The organism is Enterococcus sp. DIV1298c (assembly GCF_017316315.1).
Lineage (GTDB): Bacteria > Bacillota > Bacilli > Lactobacillales > Enterococcaceae > Enterococcus_B > Enterococcus_B mangumiae.
Genome location: NZ_JAFLWG010000011.1, coordinates 91992 through 108516 on the forward strand (window position 1 = coordinate 91992; position 16525 = coordinate 108516).

Annotated in this window: 17 protein-coding genes and 2 tRNA genes; 2 read left to right on the forward strand and 17 right to left on the reverse strand. The window is 40.2% G+C overall.

Going from position 1 to position 16525, the window contains the following annotated elements; genetic code table 11:
- Nucleotides 1-193 precede the first annotated feature (193 nt).
- A complete protein-coding gene (locus JZO83_RS02940; protein ID WP_010734907.1) occupies nt 194-484 on the reverse strand; it encodes a hypothetical protein in 291 nt (96 codons plus the stop codon).
- Nucleotides 485-618: 134 nt separating this feature from the next.
- Between JZO83_RS02940 and JZO83_RS02945 the strand changes: the two genes are divergently transcribed.
- Nucleotides 619-1263 carry a YigZ family protein gene (locus JZO83_RS02945; protein WP_206853755.1) on the forward strand — a complete coding sequence of 215 codons (645 nt, stop codon included), beginning with the start codon at nt 619-621 and terminating at the stop codon, nt 1261-1263.
- Between the two features lie 81 nt (nt 1264-1344).
- Here JZO83_RS02945 and JZO83_RS02950 read toward each other — a convergent pair whose 3' ends face one another.
- Entirely contained in the window at nt 1345-2052 is a 708-nt protein-coding gene (locus tag JZO83_RS02950; protein WP_206853622.1) for a GntR family transcriptional regulator, read from the reverse strand.
- A gap of 228 nt (nt 2053-2280) precedes the next feature.
- Nucleotides 2281-6510: a 2-hydroxyacyl-CoA dehydratase gene (locus JZO83_RS02955; RefSeq protein WP_207114947.1), complete on the reverse strand. Its 4230-nt coding sequence runs from the start codon at nt 6508-6510 to the stop codon at nt 2281-2283.
- Nucleotides 6511-6684: 174 nt separating this feature from the next.
- On the opposite strand from JZO83_RS02955, the gene JZO83_RS02960 reads away from it, so the two are divergent.
- Complete coding sequence (locus JZO83_RS02960) at nt 6685-7293, forward strand: TetR/AcrR family transcriptional regulator (RefSeq protein WP_206853617.1); 609 nt, start codon at nt 6685-6687, stop codon at nt 7291-7293.
- A 52-nt stretch (nt 7294-7345) separates the two neighbouring features.
- Here JZO83_RS02960 and JZO83_RS02965 read toward each other — a convergent pair whose 3' ends face one another.
- The 14 genes from JZO83_RS02965 to atpA all read right to left on the reverse strand — a co-directional run bounded on the left by JZO83_RS02965 (nt 7346) and on the right by atpA (nt 16520).
- Nucleotides 7346-7516: a hypothetical protein gene (locus JZO83_RS02965; protein WP_207114948.1), complete on the reverse strand. Its 171-nt coding sequence runs from the start codon at nt 7514-7516 to the stop codon at nt 7346-7348.
- 116 nt (nt 7517-7632) lie between these two features.
- Nucleotides 7633-7704: transfer RNA gene (locus JZO83_RS02970), tRNA-Gln, on the reverse strand.
- Between the two features lie 6 nt (nt 7705-7710).
- Nucleotides 7711-7791 (reverse strand) — tRNA-Tyr (locus JZO83_RS02975).
- An 87-nt stretch (nt 7792-7878) separates the two neighbouring features.
- Nucleotides 7879-8115 (reverse strand): DUF2969 domain-containing protein, encoded by a 237-nt coding sequence (locus JZO83_RS02980; RefSeq protein ID WP_207114949.1) that lies wholly within the window; start codon nt 8113-8115, stop codon nt 7879-7881.
- 71 nt (nt 8116-8186) lie between these two features.
- Nucleotides 8187-9080 (reverse strand): ROK family protein, encoded by an 894-nt coding sequence (locus JZO83_RS02985; protein ID WP_207114950.1) that lies wholly within the window; start codon nt 9078-9080, stop codon nt 8187-8189.
- 60 nt (nt 9081-9140) lie between these two features.
- Nucleotides 9141-9590, reverse strand: coding sequence for an N-acetyltransferase (locus JZO83_RS02990; RefSeq protein ID WP_206853609.1), 450 nt, complete (start codon nt 9588-9590; stop codon nt 9141-9143).
- Between the two features lie 22 nt (nt 9591-9612).
- A complete protein-coding gene (gene yidD, locus JZO83_RS02995) occupies nt 9613-9897 on the reverse strand; it encodes a membrane protein insertion efficiency factor YidD (RefSeq protein WP_206853606.1) in 285 nt (94 codons plus the stop codon).
- Nucleotides 9898-9978: 81 nt separating this feature from the next.
- Nucleotides 9979-10155: a DNA-directed RNA polymerase subunit beta gene (locus tag JZO83_RS03000; protein WP_207114951.1), complete on the reverse strand. Its 177-nt coding sequence runs from the start codon at nt 10153-10155 to the stop codon at nt 9979-9981.
- 14 nt (nt 10156-10169) lie between these two features.
- The gene (murA, locus tag JZO83_RS03005) at nt 10170-11471 is read right to left on the reverse strand and encodes a UDP-N-acetylglucosamine 1-carboxyvinyltransferase (RefSeq protein WP_207114952.1); all 1302 of its coding nucleotides are present in this window, start codon (nt 11469-11471) and stop codon (nt 10170-10172) included.
- A gap of 96 nt (nt 11472-11567) precedes the next feature.
- Complete coding sequence (locus tag JZO83_RS03010) at nt 11568-11798, reverse strand: DUF1146 family protein (protein ID WP_029594144.1); 231 nt, start codon at nt 11796-11798, stop codon at nt 11568-11570.
- 384 nt (nt 11799-12182) lie between these two features.
- On the reverse strand, nt 12183-12605 hold the full coding sequence (locus tag JZO83_RS03015; RefSeq protein WP_206853600.1) for a F0F1 ATP synthase subunit epsilon: 423 nt from the start codon (nt 12603-12605) through the stop codon (nt 12183-12185).
- 13 nt (nt 12606-12618) lie between these two features.
- Nucleotides 12619-14025 (reverse strand): F0F1 ATP synthase subunit beta, encoded by a 1407-nt coding sequence (gene atpD, locus JZO83_RS03020; RefSeq protein WP_206853598.1) that lies wholly within the window; start codon nt 14023-14025, stop codon nt 12619-12621.
- Between the two features lie 22 nt (nt 14026-14047).
- The gene (locus JZO83_RS03025) at nt 14048-14950 is read right to left on the reverse strand and encodes a F0F1 ATP synthase subunit gamma (RefSeq protein WP_206853596.1); all 903 of its coding nucleotides are present in this window, start codon (nt 14948-14950) and stop codon (nt 14048-14050) included.
- A 13-nt stretch (nt 14951-14963) separates the two neighbouring features.
- Nucleotides 14964-16520 (reverse strand): F0F1 ATP synthase subunit alpha, encoded by a 1557-nt coding sequence (gene atpA, locus JZO83_RS03030; RefSeq protein WP_206853594.1) that lies wholly within the window; start codon nt 16518-16520, stop codon nt 14964-14966.
- Nucleotides 16521-16525 lie beyond the last annotated feature (5 nt).

Below are 16525 nucleotides of genomic sequence, written 5' to 3' on the forward strand. Positions count from 1 at the left end.
GGGAGCAGAAGTAACCTCTTCGGAAATAAGACGGGAACCACAAAAATTTGAAAAGCAATTTTCGTGGTTCCCGTCTTATTTCTCGAGGCTGAACACTTCTGTCCCGACCTCTCAGATCATACTGATATATGTAGCTAGTCCCTGGAACTGGACTAAAAGCAAGTGCTTGGATCTTCATCGAGTCGAAGAATAGTTATTCGTCAAACAACCAGCTGGATTTGACTAATTGGTTAAATACGATAAATTCTTTTTCTAGATTGATCACAACGACTTCATATCCTGCATTGATCCAACCATAGGCTCCTTTTTCAGGATGTTTGTAATCATTTGCCCACCAATCCGTACTTTCTCGCGCAGAACGGGGCAAGGCACTGCTTGGAAAAAGCAATTCATCGATTTGAGTGAAAGTCAACGTGATCTGAGAACCACCATTCGTTTTTAAATAATGAGTGATTGCATCATATTTTTTGACTCGTTCTTTCATTTTTACGCCCCCTCTCTTTTCTTCATTATCCCATATTCCTTTCGTTAAGCAACTATTAACATAATTGAAATGAAGAAAAAAATTCTCTATACTTGAAAAGAGAGAAGAACAAACAAATGAAAGTAGTGAGACAGATGTTAGAACGTTATTATACGATCAAAGAAAATGGTCAAAGTGAACTCGAAATAAAAAAATCACGTTTTATCTGTTCACTGAAACGTGTCGAAACGGAAGAAGAAGCCAAACAATTTATCCAAGAAACAAAAAAAGAACATTGGAAAGCCAACCATAATTGCAGTGCCTTCGTCATCGGCGAAAAAAATGAAATCCAACGAAGTAGTGACGACGGAGAGCCGAGCGGGACTGCCGGTGTACCGATGTTAGAGGTCATCAAAAAAAATGAATTGATCAATGTCGCGGCTGTCGTGACTCGTTATTTTGGCGGAATCAAACTAGGCGCTGGAGGTTTGATCCGAGCTTATGCGCACTCGGTTTCCCACGCATTGCAGGAAATCGGAATCGTTGAAGGGACATTACAGCAAGAGTTGTCGATTCATCTTGCCTATCCACAGTTAGGAAAAATAGAGAATTTTTTAGAGCTCCAGCAGGTCAATGTCAAAGAGATCCTCTATACGGATAAAGTGATCGTTGTTTGTATGGTCAACGAAAAAGAAATCACTGCATTTCAAGAGTCGATCATTGAGCTATTGAGTGGTCAAGTGAACTTTACTGAGGGAGCTGTCTCCTATTATGAACAGCTCGTTCAACCAAAAGATTGATTTAAGCACTGTATAACAAAAACCAGAGAGTAGGCAATGGCATCGCAGCCTCCTATCCTCTGGTTTTTTGTTCACGTACGATCATCTTTCTAAATAAAATTCAAAACGATCGCCCACGTATTGCGTACGTACGTATTCAAAAGGTGTACCATCTTCGAAATAAGAGATTTGTCTTAATCGTAAGACCGCATCTCCTCGTTTGACATCCAAATATTCAGCAATTTTTTCTGAAGCTAGAACTGCTGAAATCGTTTGTTTGGCCGCACCGATTTTATTCCCTCTTTTTTCTTCAAGGGTTCGATAAAGCGACTCTGTAATCTCCGCTTTGCTGTACCCATCGATGATTTTTTGAGGAATACTGGCAATCTCAAAACAAATCGGGATATCATCAGCAAAACGAATACGTTCCATTCGTAAGATTGTATCCTCTTTATTTAGTTGCAATTTTTCCATTTCGCTTGAACTTGGTGAAGTCAGAAAATAAGAAATCGTTCGACTGGATGGCACACGATTTTGTGACTCCATGATTTCGGTAAAACTTGTTGCGCCAGACATTTTTTCTTGAACCTTTTCTCGTGCAACGTAAGTTCCCGAACCGATTTTTCTTTCAAGAATCCCTTCGTCTGCTAAGTTTTGGATGGCTTGTCTTAAAGTCATTCGACTGACATTGAACTTAATGGCTAATTCTCTTTCTGAAGGAAGACGATCCCCGATCTTCCAAACGCCTTGCTCGATTTCACTTTTGATTTGATCATGGATTTGTATATATACCGGTAATTGATTCGACATAACATCTACCCGCCCTTTCATTTCTTTTATTATAACTGGTATATACCTAATTCACAACCAAAAAGAGTAAACGGATACTGTTCGCTAAAGTACCAACAAACTGACGTACCAGCCTTTATCTAAGTTTCCTTGATTATCAACTCTACTAAAGTATCGGTTTAAAGTAACACGCACGCTTGATTATTACTCAGTAAATAGGCGATTCATCCACGGAAGTCATCCTACAAGCTATTGATTCAAGGCTTTCGTTGCAGTCGCCATCATCAAACGAATACGATTCAGTTGATTGACTACCGAAGCTCCTGGATCATAATCGATTGCTGTGATATTAGCTTTAGGATAACGATAACGCAATTCTTTGAATACCCCTTTTCCTACCACATGATTCGGTAGGCAGCCAAATGGTTGCATACAAATGATATTCGCGACATCGTTTTCCAACAATTCAATCATTTCTCCTGTCAAGAACCACCCTTCACCCGTCTGATTACCGATGGATAGAATCTGACTTGCTTCCTCTGCTAATTGACTGATCGGCGTTATCCCATCGAAACGTTGCGATTGTCTTAACGCTTTATCCATTGGTTTGACCACTTGTTCAATCAATCGAATAAGAAATTGAGCGACCCATTTACTTTTTTTCGCATGACCTAAATGTTCATATTTCCAAACTTGGTTGTATAGGGAGTAATTCATAAACCCCATGATGTCAGGTACAATGACTTCAGCACCTTCTTCTTCTAATAGACGAACGATATTATTATTGGCTGTCGATGAGTATTTGACGAGTATTTCTCCAACGATCCCTACTTTCGGTTTCGTTTGATTGGTTAGCGGGATCGTATCAAAATCACGAATGATTTTTTCCATATTACGGTTGAATCGTATCAGAGAACCATTTTTCACATTGCTTTTTACTTGTTCCAGCCAGTCACGGTGTAACTTATCGACCACCCCTTTTTCGATCTCATAAGGTCTCGTGCGGTAAACGACCCGCTCAAAAAGATCGCCATATAAAAATGCGACAGCTAAACGTTTCAATAAAGGCAAAGTGAACGTAAAGCCTGGAGATGACTCGACTCCTTGATTGCCGAAAGAAACAGAAACGACTGGAATTTGCGGAAATCCCGCTTCATCAAGCGCTTTTCGCAGAAGTGGGATATAATTGGTCGCTCGACACCCACCGCCTGTCTGTGTCATCATCACACTCGTATGTGCTAAATCATATGCTCCGCTTTCTAATGCTTCTACTATTTGCCCAATTGAAATAATCGCTGGATAGCACGCATCATTGTTGACATATTTCAAACCCACATCAATGGCATTTCCACTTTCTTCTGGCAAACAAACGACTTGATACCCTGAAGCATTCAATGCGACATCGACTAAGCCAGATTGATGGATGGGGCTTAACATTGGTAACAATAGCGTATGCTTTTTCTTCATTTCTTTGGTAAACGTGATTTTCTTAGGTTCCGCAAATTGTTTCGTCGGATAGAACTGTTGTTTTGTTCGTTCATTGACCGCCGCTTTTAGTGAACGCAAGCGTATCCTGATTGCGCCTAAATTTGCGCCTTCATCAATTTTCAATACCGTGTACAACTTGCCATATTGCGCCATTATTTCTTCGACTTGATCCGTTGTCACCGCATCGATGCCACAACCGAAGGAGTTTAATTGTACGAGTTCTAGCTCGTTGGACTTGGCAACGACTCGTGCCGCGGCATACAGTCGTGATTGATAGACCCATTGATTGACTACACGTAACTGACCGACATCTCCTAGATGGGCAATACTGTCTTCTGTCAGGACATGAAAACCTTCTTGTGTGATCAACTCTGCGATCCCATGATTGATTTCTGGATCGAGATGGTACGGACGCCCTGCAAGGACGATACCCCGTTCATTGTTTTCGTGAAGCATTCTCAATGTTTCTTCGCCCTTCTTTTGAAGATCTTTTTTAAACCTTGCTAATGCTTCGTATCCTTGATGTAAGGCTTCTGCTATTTGTTCTTTTGAAAAACCGTAGTCAGCAAATGTTTGATGTAACGTTTTTGCGACAGATGCTTCATTTGCTAGATTCAAAAAAGGATGACGGTAATCGATTCGCCCTTCACGAATCACATCGATATTGTTTTTAATGACATCTGGATAGCTTTGGACGATGGGACAATTAAAATGATTGTCCGCTTGGCGATTCTCATTTTGCTCAAAAATCACACCAGGATAAAAGATACAAGAAACACCAGCATCGATCAATGATTGGATATGACCATGGGCGAGCTTCGCTGGATAGCAGACAGTATCACTAGGAATCGTGTCAATCCCTTGTTCATAGATTTCCTTACTCGAACAAGGCGACAAGACCACTCGAAAGCCTAATGCCCGAAAGAACGTCTGCCATAACGGAAAGTTTTCATACATATTCAACACTCTTGGAAGACCGATCTCGCCATTGACAGCTTCCGTTTTTCGCAATGGCCGGTAACGAAATAACTGTCGGGATTTTTCAGCCACTAAATTGATTTTCTTATCCGCTTTTTTGATCTTGATCTGTGCACCACGTTCACAACGATTCCCAGAAATCAACTTTCTGCCATCTGAAAATAAAGTGACAGTCAATAAGCAATTGTTCTCACATAACCCACAGTGCGTCAATTCTTTTTCTGTCGTCAATTGCGACAATTCTTCTAATGAGAGTAGTTCACTCTTTTCGCCTTTTTGGTAGGCTTCTAATGCAATCAAAGAAGCACCATATGCGCCCATCAATCCTGAGATCGACGGGCGAACGACCTCACGCCCACTGATTTTTTCAAAAGCTCGTAAGACTGCATCATTGTAAAACGTTCCGCCTTGGCAAACGATTTTACTGCCCAAATCTTCTGGTTTTCTGATTTTGATCACTTTGTACACCGCATTCTTGATCACAGAATAAGAGAGTCCAGCTGAAATATCTCCAACCGAAGCCCCTTCTTTTTGTACCTGCTTCACTTTCGAATTCATGAAGACCGTACATCTTGAACCTAAGTCTACTGGATGTTTGGCAGTGATCGCCGCTTTAGCAAAATCTTGGATCTCGTATCCCAATGATTTGGCAAATGTTTCAATAAATGAACCACAGCCCGAAGAGCACGCTTCATTCAACTGGATCGAGGATAACGCGCCGACCTTGATCGTCATTGCCTTCATATCTTGTCCGCCGATATCTAAAATAAAATCAACACCTGGTTGAAAAAAATTCGCTGCTTTGTAATGCGCCATCGTCTCGACTTCGCCGATATCGATCTTCAAGGCACTCTTGATCAACGCTTCGCCATAGCCAGTCACTACTGCTTTTCCGATAAAGCAACCTGTAGGCATTTGTTGGTACATGTTTTTCAATACACTGATCGTTGTTTCTAAGGGCTGACCTTCATTGTTTCCATAAAACGAGAACAATAGATCTCCTGATTCATTGATCAAGGTGACTTTCGTCGTGGTCGAACCCGCATCGATGCCTAAAAATGCCACCCCATGATGAGTAGCGAGGGGACGTTCTTTCACTGTTGCTTTTTCATGCCTAAGGTGAAACTCATTTAACTCTTGTTCTGTCTGAAAAAGAGGCGCTAAAGAACGAGAACTATCAAGCGACTCTTTGTTTTGACTTTTCAACTTCTGGATCAATTGACTCAATATCTCTTCCTCAGAAGCTTTTGCGTGATACGCTGCACCTAGCGCAACGAATAGTTGAGGATTTTCTGGAAAAATCACATCTTCTGATGAAAGATCAAGCGTTTCAATAAAGCGTTGACGCAATTCAGACATAAAATAAAGTGGTCCACCTAAAAAGGCGACCTTCCCTTTGATTTTTCTCCCTGCTGCTAAGCCGGCAATCGTTTGATTGACGACAGCTTGGAAAATACTTGCGGCGATATCCGCTTTAGCTGCTCCTTCATTGATCAAAGGCTGTACATCTGTTTTAGCAAATACACCACAACGAGAAGCAATCGGATATAGCTGTTGATAGTTTTTGGCTAAGTCATTCAGGCCATTCGCATCTGTTTTTAAGAGTGCAGCCATCTGATCGATAAATGCCCCTGTCCCACCTGCACAGCTACCATTCATCCGTTGTTCTAAAGAAGAACCAAAAAAGGTGATTTTTGCATCTTCTCCACCTAATTCGATGGCCACTTCTGTTTCAGGAATTCTTTCTTCGATCGTTTTTGTACAAGCAATCACTTCTTGGATAAATGGCAATTGCAACTGTTCCGCTAAGCCCATACCACCAGAACCTGTGATCGCAAAAGCAATCGCCTGATCTTGGAGCTTGGCTTGGGCCTCTTCTAATATATTGATGGTTGCTTTTCTAATATCTGCATAATGTCGTTCATATTTAGTAAAAAGAGCTTTTCCGTCTTTATCCAGAATCACTAATTTTACTGTCGTAGATCCAACATCGATACCTCCGTACATTTTCATCGACTCGCCACCTTCTTAAAAAAGACACTTTGTTGAATATTGAACAAACCCTCTGTTATACTACATATATCTATTTTAAAACCTTTTTTATCGATTACAATAAGCAATAACCGTCCGTTTGTGAGATAAACAACAATTGTGAACGATTTGTCGACCAAAAGTGAGGAGATTTTGATGATGAAGAAAAATGATCTTCGAGTGAAGCGTACCAACAAAATGATTATTGAAGCGTTCTTACGTTTACTAGAAACAAAAAGCATGGAACAGATCACGATCCAAGAGATTGCAGATGAAGCAATGATCAATCGGGCAACTTTTTATGCCCATTTCAAAGATAAACAAGATCTTTATGAACATTTATTCCACATCGCTATCCAGACCTTTACTTCGATCTTAGACTTAGAACCATTGATGGAAGGGAATAAACTGAAGTTGAAACGGGTCAATCGGGCATTGACTCAAATTTATCAATTGATTGCTGAAAACAAAGCGATATTTATAACGACGTTAGATGGCACGTCGATCGAGTTTTTCAGAAAGAAGTTAAAAATTTTTTTGTCGGATAAATACGCCACCATTTTTGACCATTTGAGAATCACCGAAAACGAATTAGAGGTACCCATTGACTTTATTACGGAGTACATGACTGCCATTTTCACTGGCACTTTACACTGGTGGGTCACAAGTGATACGGACATGACACCAAAACAATTGGCCGCTTTAGTCATCAAATTAGTTGGTAATGGTCACTTGACCGTCTTAGGTATTGAGATTGAAAAATAACAAAAACTCTGAAGAACACAAGATTATGTGAACTTCAGAGCTTTTGTTATTCTTAACGATTTTTAGACAACCATTTCTTCGTATGATTCGTCGGACGTTTTGATTTGATTTGGACAAACTTTTCTGATTTCTTCGGTACTTGGATCTCTACATTGTACTTTTCTGATTTGATCAGGTCGTAAATTTTTTCTGCTGTTTCATCTACTTTTTGTTTCCATTTCATTTGTGCCGCCTCCTTTTTTCTTCTTATATCTACTCTAGCCTATAATAGAAAAATCAGCAAGAAACAAGGTGTTTTACACAAAAAAAAGAGTGATCTTCGACGGATCACTCTAGAAACTGGGGTAGCTGGATTCGAACCAACGCATGAGGGAGTCAAAGTCCCTTGCCTTACCGCTTGGCTATACCCCAATGAAATGGAGGAGAGTGGATTCGAACCACTGAACCCTAAGGAACGGATTTACAGTCCGTCGCGTTTAGCCACTTCGCTACTCCTCCGAAAGGTTTGTATCAACCTGACTTAGTTATAATACCTAATTTTCCAAGTGATTGCAACCCTTTATTGAAAATTTTTTTGATATTTTTTTATTCGTGTAGATTCCAATGACGAATCACTGTTTCTATCGCATTTTCAAGACTTTTTTCTTTACCGAAATCTTCTTCGCCCAAGAAAATCTCAAATTCTTTGGGCCCATAAGCTAAAATTTCACCAATCATTTTTTTACCAATAAATAACTGTGTTACATCATATGTGTTCCCTTTGATCTTTTTTTTGATCTCTTCGGTACGCACTTCAATATCTTTATTCTTTTTTGACATCATTCTCCACCTCCTCAATAGTTTATCACATTTGACGGCAGAAAACATTCACTGTGTGTTTTCTAACTGATAATTTATTTCATAGATTCTTGTTGTGCTTGTTGTGCTAAATAATTAGCTGCTGCTCCTATTAAATTCGCATCATTGCGATATTCACATAAAGAAATCAACGGATCAAAATCATTTAACCCAAAATGAGATGTCAATTTTTTCATGCGTTGATTGATTTCTGACAATAACCCTTCTTTCGCTGAGATGCCGCCACCTAATACGATTATTTCAGGATCAAATGAAAATTGGATACTAAATAATCCTTTAGTTAAATAATCATAAAAAGATTCAACTTCTTCCTGTGCGATTGGATCACCTTTTTCAGCTAATTCAAACACTTCTTTTCCACTAAAGGTATGTTTATCTAAGCCTTTGCGCTCACAGTATCGCCACGCCATTTGGACGGCTGTCCCTAACGTACTGAAGGTATGCTCACCATTCAGAAACATCAAGCCAAATTCACCGCCATATAGATGGGCACCTTTATTCAACTCGCCATTGGTGAACATTGCACCCCCTACTCCTGTACCGATCACAACGAAAGCAACATTTTGATAGTCACGAGCAGCACCTTCATAAAATTCAGCCATACCCGCGCAATTCGCATCATTTTCCATAGCAACTGGTAGGCCAAATAATTCTTGCAATTCAGTATAAATATCGAAGCCATGGATATAAGGGATCGCGCTGATGCCTTCAATCACTTGTCGCTCACTATTAACTACACCAGGTGCGCTAAAAGCAACCCCGCTGATTGCTACTTCTTGTGACAATCGTTGGAATACCGATAATAATTGCGCTTTCATTTCTTCCCATGTAGCCGGTGTCGTGAATTGATCTTTGTGCGTAAGTGTTTCTTGTTCCCAATAACCATACTTGACAGCTGAACCGCCAAAGTCGAATGCTAAAATACCCATTTTTACTTCTTCCTCCTCAGTACTTGATTTCCCTTATTATGAAACGCTTTCTTTTTTGAGTTACAGTTTTTTGGCTAAGGTTACTTGATCTCTGAGAAGGATTCCTTCTTCATAGATTGGTTCTGGATAGTTATTGATAAAGTAATCCTTTTCCCTTGATACTTCTTCAAATCCTTTTTTCTGATAAAGATGTAACGCTGGATTGGTGATACTTCCTGTACGGATCAAGATTTTTGTTTGTTGCCCACTTTCTTTGCTCAAGCGTTCGATGGCATGATCAAGCAGCTTACCTCCGATGCCTTTCCCTTGATGCGCATCAGCAACAGAAACATTCATGATCTCAAATTCTGTGTCTCTAATTTCATAAACAAGTACACCAATCACTTCATCTTGCTCTTTCCAGATAAAACCATCGCCATTTGTGACATACGCCATCACTTTATCTTTGTCAGGATCTGCTTCTAATAGCAACGCCCATGGCAAATCATTTTTGTTCAATTGTTCAAACATCTTATTCTCCTATCTTGAAAAATCAGTGCCTTTTTTTCGTGTATTTTTTGTATTCTGGCATTTCTTTATCTTCTTTATTACGAGTCAAGCGAAAGTTCCGAGGAACATAATCGATTCCGCCTTTCACAAATGGATGGCAACGAAAGATCCGTGCTGTACCCATCAGTGTTCCTTTAAGCGCGCCATGCACTTGGATCGCTTGGATCATGTAATTAGAACAAGTTGGATAGTATCGGCAACTTGGCGGAAAAGCAGGTGAAATAAACCGCTGATACCCTCGGACTAAATAAATCAAAACTTTTTTCATATTTTCATCTCCATAAAAAAGAGGCAAGACAGTAGCTGCCAGCCTCTTTATTTTATCTTATCTACTTCTTAGTGTACATACTTAACTAAAGAAATCGAAGATATGCAACCATAAGCTCGGTTGAAAGACCTTAAATGGACTTCCACCGCCAATCAAACCATATCCGATCATTGTCCCAATGATGAACAGCAGGAGTACAAGTAATATGACAGCTAAAATTTTTACCATACTTATTAAAATATAGCGTGAATTCGTCATCTCTCGTCACATCCTTAAGCGATTGTTTGTGGTGTTTTTTCGATTGGTGTTTCTTCTACGTTTACTCGTTCCACATCTGCACCTAATTGTTGCAATTTAATATGGAAATTATAATAGCCACGATCTAAATATTTAAGATTACGAACGCGTGTGATGCCATTTGCTTTCAGACCGGCTAAGACAAGTGCTGCTGCTGCTCTTAGATCTGTTGCATAAACTTCAGCACCTTGTAATTCATGATTGCCATCCATGATCGCAATATTGCCATCGATTTTCACATGTGCATTCATTCGGCGCATTTCTTCTAGATGTTGGAAACGGTTCTCAAAGACTGTTTCAGTCACAACGCTCGTTCCTTCTGCAACCAATTGGATAGCAGTCATTTGTGCTTGCATATCCGTTGGAAACCCTGGATGAGGCATTGTCTTAACATCTGTCGGTAAAATGTGTTTTGGACCGATGACACGAACGCCACCAGCTTCTTCTGTGATCGTTGCGCCCATTTCGATCAATTTAGAGATCAATGGACGATTATGCTCAGAAATGGCATCAGCGATCAATAAGTCGCCTTCAGTCATTGCTGCTGCTACCATAAAGGTTCCAGCTTCAATACGGTCTTGGACGATCGAATGATTGACTGCATGCAAATGATCCACGCCTTCAATACGCATCGTTTCTGTACCAGCGCCATAAATGTTTGCACCCATTTTATTTAAGATATTCGCTAAATCGACGATCTCAGGTTCACGTGCAACGTTTTCGATGATCGTTGTGCCTTTTGCTTTGACAGCAGCCATCATGATATTTTGTGTCGCACCAACACTTGGGAAATCAAGGTAAATCGTATTTCCAATCAGTTGATCCGCGATTGCTTCGATATAACCATTTTTTTGAATGATTTTTGCTCCCAATGCTTGGAAGCCTTTCAAGTGTAGATCGATCGGACGTTTTCCAATCGCGCATCCACCAGGCATCGCAACTTTTGCATGACCATTTCTAGCTAGTAATGGTCCCATTACTACGATTGAGGCACGCATTTGGCTTACGTATTCATAAGGTGCTTCAATTTCTAATTCTCTCGATGCATCAAGTGTCACACGATTATTTTCTTCATCAAACGCTACATCTACGTTCAAATGACGGATCACTTGATTCATAGTGAACACGTCAGAAAGAATTGGCACATTATCTAAAACGGTTGTTCCTTCTTCAGCCAATAAACTTGCGGCTAAAATCGGTAAAACCGCGTTCTTTGCTCCTTCAATCTTTACTGTTCCTTTTAATTGATTGCCACCTTTTACGATGATCTCTTCCATGTTGTTCCCCCCAAAAAAAATCCGTTGAGTATACATTCGCTCAAAATCTTTTTTATTATATCACTTCTTGTTTTAAAATAGTACCTTTTTTTAAAATTATAGGCTGACGAAAAGATTTCGACATAGCGCAATGATCTCTAAGAAAAAACTGCTCGCTGTATACCCTAAAAAAATTGAAAAAAGGACAATTGCCATTCTAATTTGTGTCGTATGCATTGACCGAAAAAAAGCGTCAACGCGTAAAGAACGCAAAGACCAAAAGGCTAAGTAAATAAATGCCAAGTGACTAACGATCCGAATGATTGCATCAATACCATATACTTGCATCATTACGCCCTTTCTAACAAATGTTTTTTGATAACTAACACACTGATGATACCATAAATTTTATAAAAGTAGAAATTATTGGTTGCAAAAATGATAAATATCTGTAATTTTCTTGACAAACTCTGAAAAATGAATGAAAAAAACATTCATTTACATCATATATATAATAAATTTCAATTCATTTATTATTAAGGACTAGCGATGATGAGTTATAGCAACGAAATTAACTTAGAGTTTTTTAATATGGTGTACTGCAAGCAATCAGCACTGTGTAAAAAAAAGAAGAGAACGAGACACTCATGGAAGCTGATGCATCCAAAGGTATCTCGTTCTCTTCTTTTGGAGTTGTTCACTCCATTCAATTACTACTTAGTTGATCAGTAATTACTTATGCTTCGATACATTGATTCGGTTCACTGCTCGGTGTAAAGCAACAGTTGCCCGTTTCAATTCGTTCTTATCTTCTTTTTGTTTGGCTTCTTCGATTTGTCGTTCAGCACGTTGTTTTGCACGTTCTGCTCGAGATACATCGATATCTCGTTCACGTTCCGCACTATCTGCGACGATTGAAACTAAGTTATCACGCACTTCCATGATGCCGCCATTGACAGCGATCCAGTCAACGTGTGTATCTGAATCTGTCCGTTTCACACGCACTTCATCGATCGTTAATGGCACGATGATGGGCGCATGTTGCGGTAAAATACCTAGTTCGCCGGCAGTAGTTCGTGCAACAACGATTGCCGCATGGTGATCATAAACTAAACCATCGGGAGTAACCACATTAACAGTTAAATATTGATCCATGGGGCACCCCTTTCTAGTAGCCTAGTTTTTTCGCTTTTTCGACAACGTCTTCGATTCGGCCCACACTACGGAACGCTTCTTCAGGAAGATCGTCGTATTTACCTTCAAGGATCTCACGGAAACCTTTAACCGTTTCTTCGACCGGTACGTAAGAACCTGGAAGACCTGTGAATTGTTCAGCTACATTGAAGTTTTGTGATAAGAAGAATTGGATTCTACGCGCACGTGAAACCAACACTTTTTCTTGATCCGATAATTCATCCATCCCTAAGATAGCAATGATATCTTGCAATTCACGGTAACGTTGTAGTACGTGTTGGACTTCAGTTGCTACTTTGTAGTGTTCTTCTCCAACGATTTCAGGTGACAACGCACTGGATGAAGAAGCAAGTGGGTCAACCGCTGGGTAGATCCCTTGTTCTGTCAATTTACGTTCTAAGTTCGTCGTTGCATCTAAATGGGCAAATGTCGTTGCTGGCGCTGGGTCAGTATAGTCATCCGCTGGTACATAGATTGCTTGGATCGACGTGATCGAACCTTTTTTCGTTGAAGTGATCCGTTCTTGAAGTTGTCCCATTTCAGTAGCTAACGTTGGTTGGTAACCAACCGCTGATGGCATACGTCCTAACAAGGCAGATACTTCTGAACCTGCTTGTGTGAAACGGAAAATATTATCAATAAATAAGAGCACATCTTGTCCTTCAACATCTCGGAAATATTCCGCGATCGTCAAACCAGTTAGTGCGACACGCATACGTGCACCTGGTGGCTCGTTCATTTGTCCGAACACCATCGCTGTTTTTTCGATAACGCCAGAATCTTTCATCTCATAGTATAGGTCATTCCCTTCACGAGTACGTTCACCTACACCGGTAAATACTGAGATCCCACCATGCTCTTGGGCGATGTTGTGGATCAATTCTTGGATCAGAACGGTCTTACCAACACCGGCACCACCAAACAATCCAACTTTCCCACCTTTTAAATAAGGTGCTAATAAGTCAATAACTTTGATCCCTGTTTCAAGAATCTCTGTACTTGTACTTAATTCATCAAAATTTGGTGCTTTTTTGTGGATCTCACTTCTTTGCGCATCTTCTGGAAATGGTGTTTCTAAATCGATCGTTTCGCCCAATACGTTGAACACACGACCTAACGTTTCTGTTCCAACTGGTACAGAGATTGCTTTACTTGTGTCAATGACTTCCATCCCACGTTGCAATCCATCAGTAGATTCCATTGCAATCGTACGGATCACTCCGTCACCTAATTCTAACGCTGCTTCAAGAACAACTTTTGATTTTTTCTCATCATTTTTATAAACAACTAATGCGTTGTTGATATCTGGTAAGGATTGGTCTAAAGAAAATTCCACGTCGACAACGGGACCGATTACTTGAACAATCTTGCCTGAACTCATCTTTTTTCCTCCAATCTCCTTGCTATTCTAGTGCCGATGCTCCGGCAACAATTTCGGTAATTTCTTGGGTGATCGCCCCTTGTCTTGCACGGTTGTATGAAACCGTCAAATCATCGATGATATTCGCAGCATTATCTGTTGCGGTTTTCATAGCGGTCATACCAGCAGCATGTTCTGCGGTTTTCGCATCGACGATCGCGCCATAAATCAAACTTTCGGCATACTGCGGCAATAGTTGAGCCAAGATTTCTTCTTTCGAAGGTTCAAAAATATATTCTTGCTCAAAGCTTTTCGCTTCGCCCGGATCTAAGTCTGAAATTGGCAACATTTTTTCTACACGAAATTGACTAGTCAATGAATTGATGTGATGGTTATAACATACATACAATTCGTCGAATACTTCATTTTGATACATGGTTGTTGCCATGTTCACGATTTTACGAACCTCATCAAAGCTAGGTTGATCAGACAAATTGCGCAGTTCATACGCTAAGTTGATGTCACGAGCTTTAAAGAAATCCGCTCCGGTACCGCCAATAGCGATCATGACATATTCGTCTGGTGATTGATGGTCTTCTTCCAAAATAGACATGGTCTGTTTCAAAATAGAACTATTGTAGCCACCAACTAATCCACCATCAGCTGTGATCACGATATATCCGGTTTTTTTAACTGGTCGACTGATCAGCATACTATTATAATTGACATCTCCTCTTGGATTAGAAGAAGCAATGTCAGTTAATTGTGTCGCTGTTAGATGCGTAACGATTTCTCTGACCTTGTTGGCATAAATCTGGAACTTCTGTGAAGAAGCTTCAGATTTTGTCAATTTAGAGGCTGAGACCATTTGCATGGCACGAGTGATTTGGCTCGTCTTTTTCGTTGACGCGATTCGTGTCTTGATTTCATTTAATGAAGCGCCCATTCATCTCACCTCACTATGCATTTTGAATGGATTTCAATTTGTCTTCTGTTGAAGAATTGTTACCTTTTGTTGCCATAAAAATATCTTTGTATTCTTGGATCGCTTGATTCAACGCTTCTTCTTCTGGAAGATCTTTCGTTGTACGGATCGTTTCAAAGAGATCAGCATGGTTTGTTTCTAGATATTCAAATAATTCATGTTCAAAGTCTAAAATGCTATCAACAGGGATACTGTCTAAGTAACCGTGTGTCAACGCATATAAGATGACTACTTGTTTTTCTACTGCAAGAGGTGCATGTAATTTTTGCTTCAAGATTTCCACAGTACGACGGCCACGATTCAATTTTGCTTGTGTCGCTGCATCTAGATCAGAACCAAATTGAGTAAATGCTTCTAATTCACGGTAACTTGCTAAGTCTAGGCGCAATGTTCCGGCAACTTTTTTCATTGCTTTGATTTGCGCTGAACCACCAACACGGGAAACAGATAAACCTGCATCAACGGCTGGTCGTGTTCCTGCATAGAATAAGTCACTTTCTAAGAAGATTTGTCCATCGGTGATCGAGATCACATTTGTTGGGATATAAGCAGAGATATCGCCGGCTTGTGTTTCAACAAATGGCAAGGCAGTCATTGATCCTCCACCTAGTTCATCACTTAATTTTGCTGCACGTTCTAACAAACGAGAATGCAAGTAGAAAACATCCCCTGGATAGGCTTCGCGACCTGGTGGGCGGCGAAGTAATAAAGAAAGCTCACGATAGGCAACCGCTTGTTTTGATAGATCATCAAAAATGATCAATACATGTTTGCCGTTATACATGAATTCTTCACCCATAGCTGTACCAGCGTAAGGTGCGATGTATAGCAATGGTGCAGGTTGTGAAGCCCCCGCATTGACTACGATCGTATAATCCATTGCGCCATATTTTTTCAGTGTTTCTACTTGGGTACGTACCGTTGAATCTTTTTGTCCAATCGCTACATAGATACAGATCATATCTTGACCTTTTTGGTTGATGATCGTATCGATTGCAATCGATGTTTTCCCTGTCTTACGGTCACCGATAACTAATTCACGTTGTCCACGTCCGATCGGTACTAATGCATCGATAGCTTTCAAACCTGTTTGCATCGGTTCATTAACTGATTTACGTTGCATAACACCAGGAGCCATCGCTTCGACTGGACGAGTTTTGTCAGTCACGATTTCTCCTAGACCATCGATGGGCTGTCCTAAAGGATTGACGACACGGCCGATCATAGCGTCACCAACTGGTACTTCCATGATCTTTCCTGTACGTTTTACTTTGTCCCCTTCACGAATGGATTCAAAATCTCCTAAGATAATGATTCCGACATCATTTGATTCCAAGTTTTGTGCCATACCATATGAACCGTTTGAAAATTCAAGTAGTTCACCACTCATGGCATTTTCAAGTCCATGTGCACGTGCGATCCCGTCACCAACATAAGTGACTGTACCGATTTCTTCGACTGAAAGCACGTTTTCATAATGTTCGATTTGTTCTTTAATCAAGGCACTAATTTCTTCTGCTTTGATAGCCATTCGAT

Excerpts from the sequence above, each read along its gene's own strand:
- JZO83_RS02960 (WP_206853617.1), top strand. The coding sequence starts at position 6,685 with ATGATGAAGAAAAATGATCTTCGAGTGAAGCGTACCAACAAAATGATT.
- JZO83_RS03010 (WP_029594144.1), bottom strand. The coding sequence starts at position 11,798 with ATGCAAGTATATGGTATTGATGCAATCATTCGGATCGTTAGTCACTTG.
- JZO83_RS02950 (WP_206853622.1), bottom strand. The coding sequence starts at position 2,052 with ATGTCGAATCAATTACCGGTATATATACAAATCCATGATCAAATCAAA.
- JZO83_RS03025 (WP_206853596.1), bottom strand. The coding sequence starts at position 14,950 with ATGGGCGCTTCATTAAATGAAATCAAGACACGAATCGCGTCAACGAAA.
- JZO83_RS02985 (WP_207114950.1), bottom strand. The coding sequence starts at position 9,080 with ATGGGTATTTTAGCATTCGACTTTGGCGGTTCAGCTGTCAAGTATGGT.
- JZO83_RS03000 (WP_207114951.1), bottom strand. The coding sequence starts at position 10,155 with ATGACGAATTCACGCTATATTTTAATAAGTATGGTAAAAATTTTAGCT.
- JZO83_RS02980 (WP_207114949.1), bottom strand. The coding sequence starts at position 8,115 with ATGATGTCAAAAAAGAATAAAGATATTGAAGTGCGTACCGAAGAGATC.
- JZO83_RS02940 (WP_010734907.1), bottom strand. The coding sequence starts at position 484 with ATGAAAGAACGAGTCAAAAAATATGATGCAATCACTCATTATTTAAAA.
- atpA (WP_206853594.1), bottom strand. The coding sequence starts at position 16,520 with ATGGCTATCAAAGCAGAAGAAATTAGTGCCTTGATTAAAGAACAAATC.
- JZO83_RS02955 (WP_207114947.1), bottom strand. The coding sequence starts at position 6,510 with ATGAAAATGTACGGAGGTATCGATGTTGGATCTACGACAGTAAAATTA.
- atpD (WP_206853598.1), bottom strand. The coding sequence starts at position 14,025 with ATGAGTTCAGGCAAGATTGTTCAAGTAATCGGTCCCGTTGTCGACGTG.
- JZO83_RS02965 (WP_207114948.1), bottom strand. The coding sequence starts at position 7,516 with ATGAAATGGAAACAAAAAGTAGATGAAACAGCAGAAAAAATTTACGAC.
- JZO83_RS03015 (WP_206853600.1), bottom strand. The coding sequence starts at position 12,605 with ATGGATCAATATTTAACTGTTAATGTGGTTACTCCCGATGGTTTAGTT.
- yidD (WP_206853606.1), bottom strand. The coding sequence starts at position 9,897 with ATGAAAAAAGTTTTGATTTATTTAGTCCGAGGGTATCAGCGGTTTATT.
- JZO83_RS02990 (WP_206853609.1), bottom strand. The coding sequence starts at position 9,590 with ATGTTTGAACAATTGAACAAAAATGATTTGCCATGGGCGTTGCTATTA.
- JZO83_RS02945 (WP_206853755.1), top strand. The coding sequence starts at position 619 with ATGTTAGAACGTTATTATACGATCAAAGAAAATGGTCAAAGTGAACTC.
- murA (WP_207114952.1), bottom strand. The coding sequence starts at position 11,471 with ATGGAAGAGATCATCGTAAAAGGTGGCAATCAATTAAAAGGAACAGTA.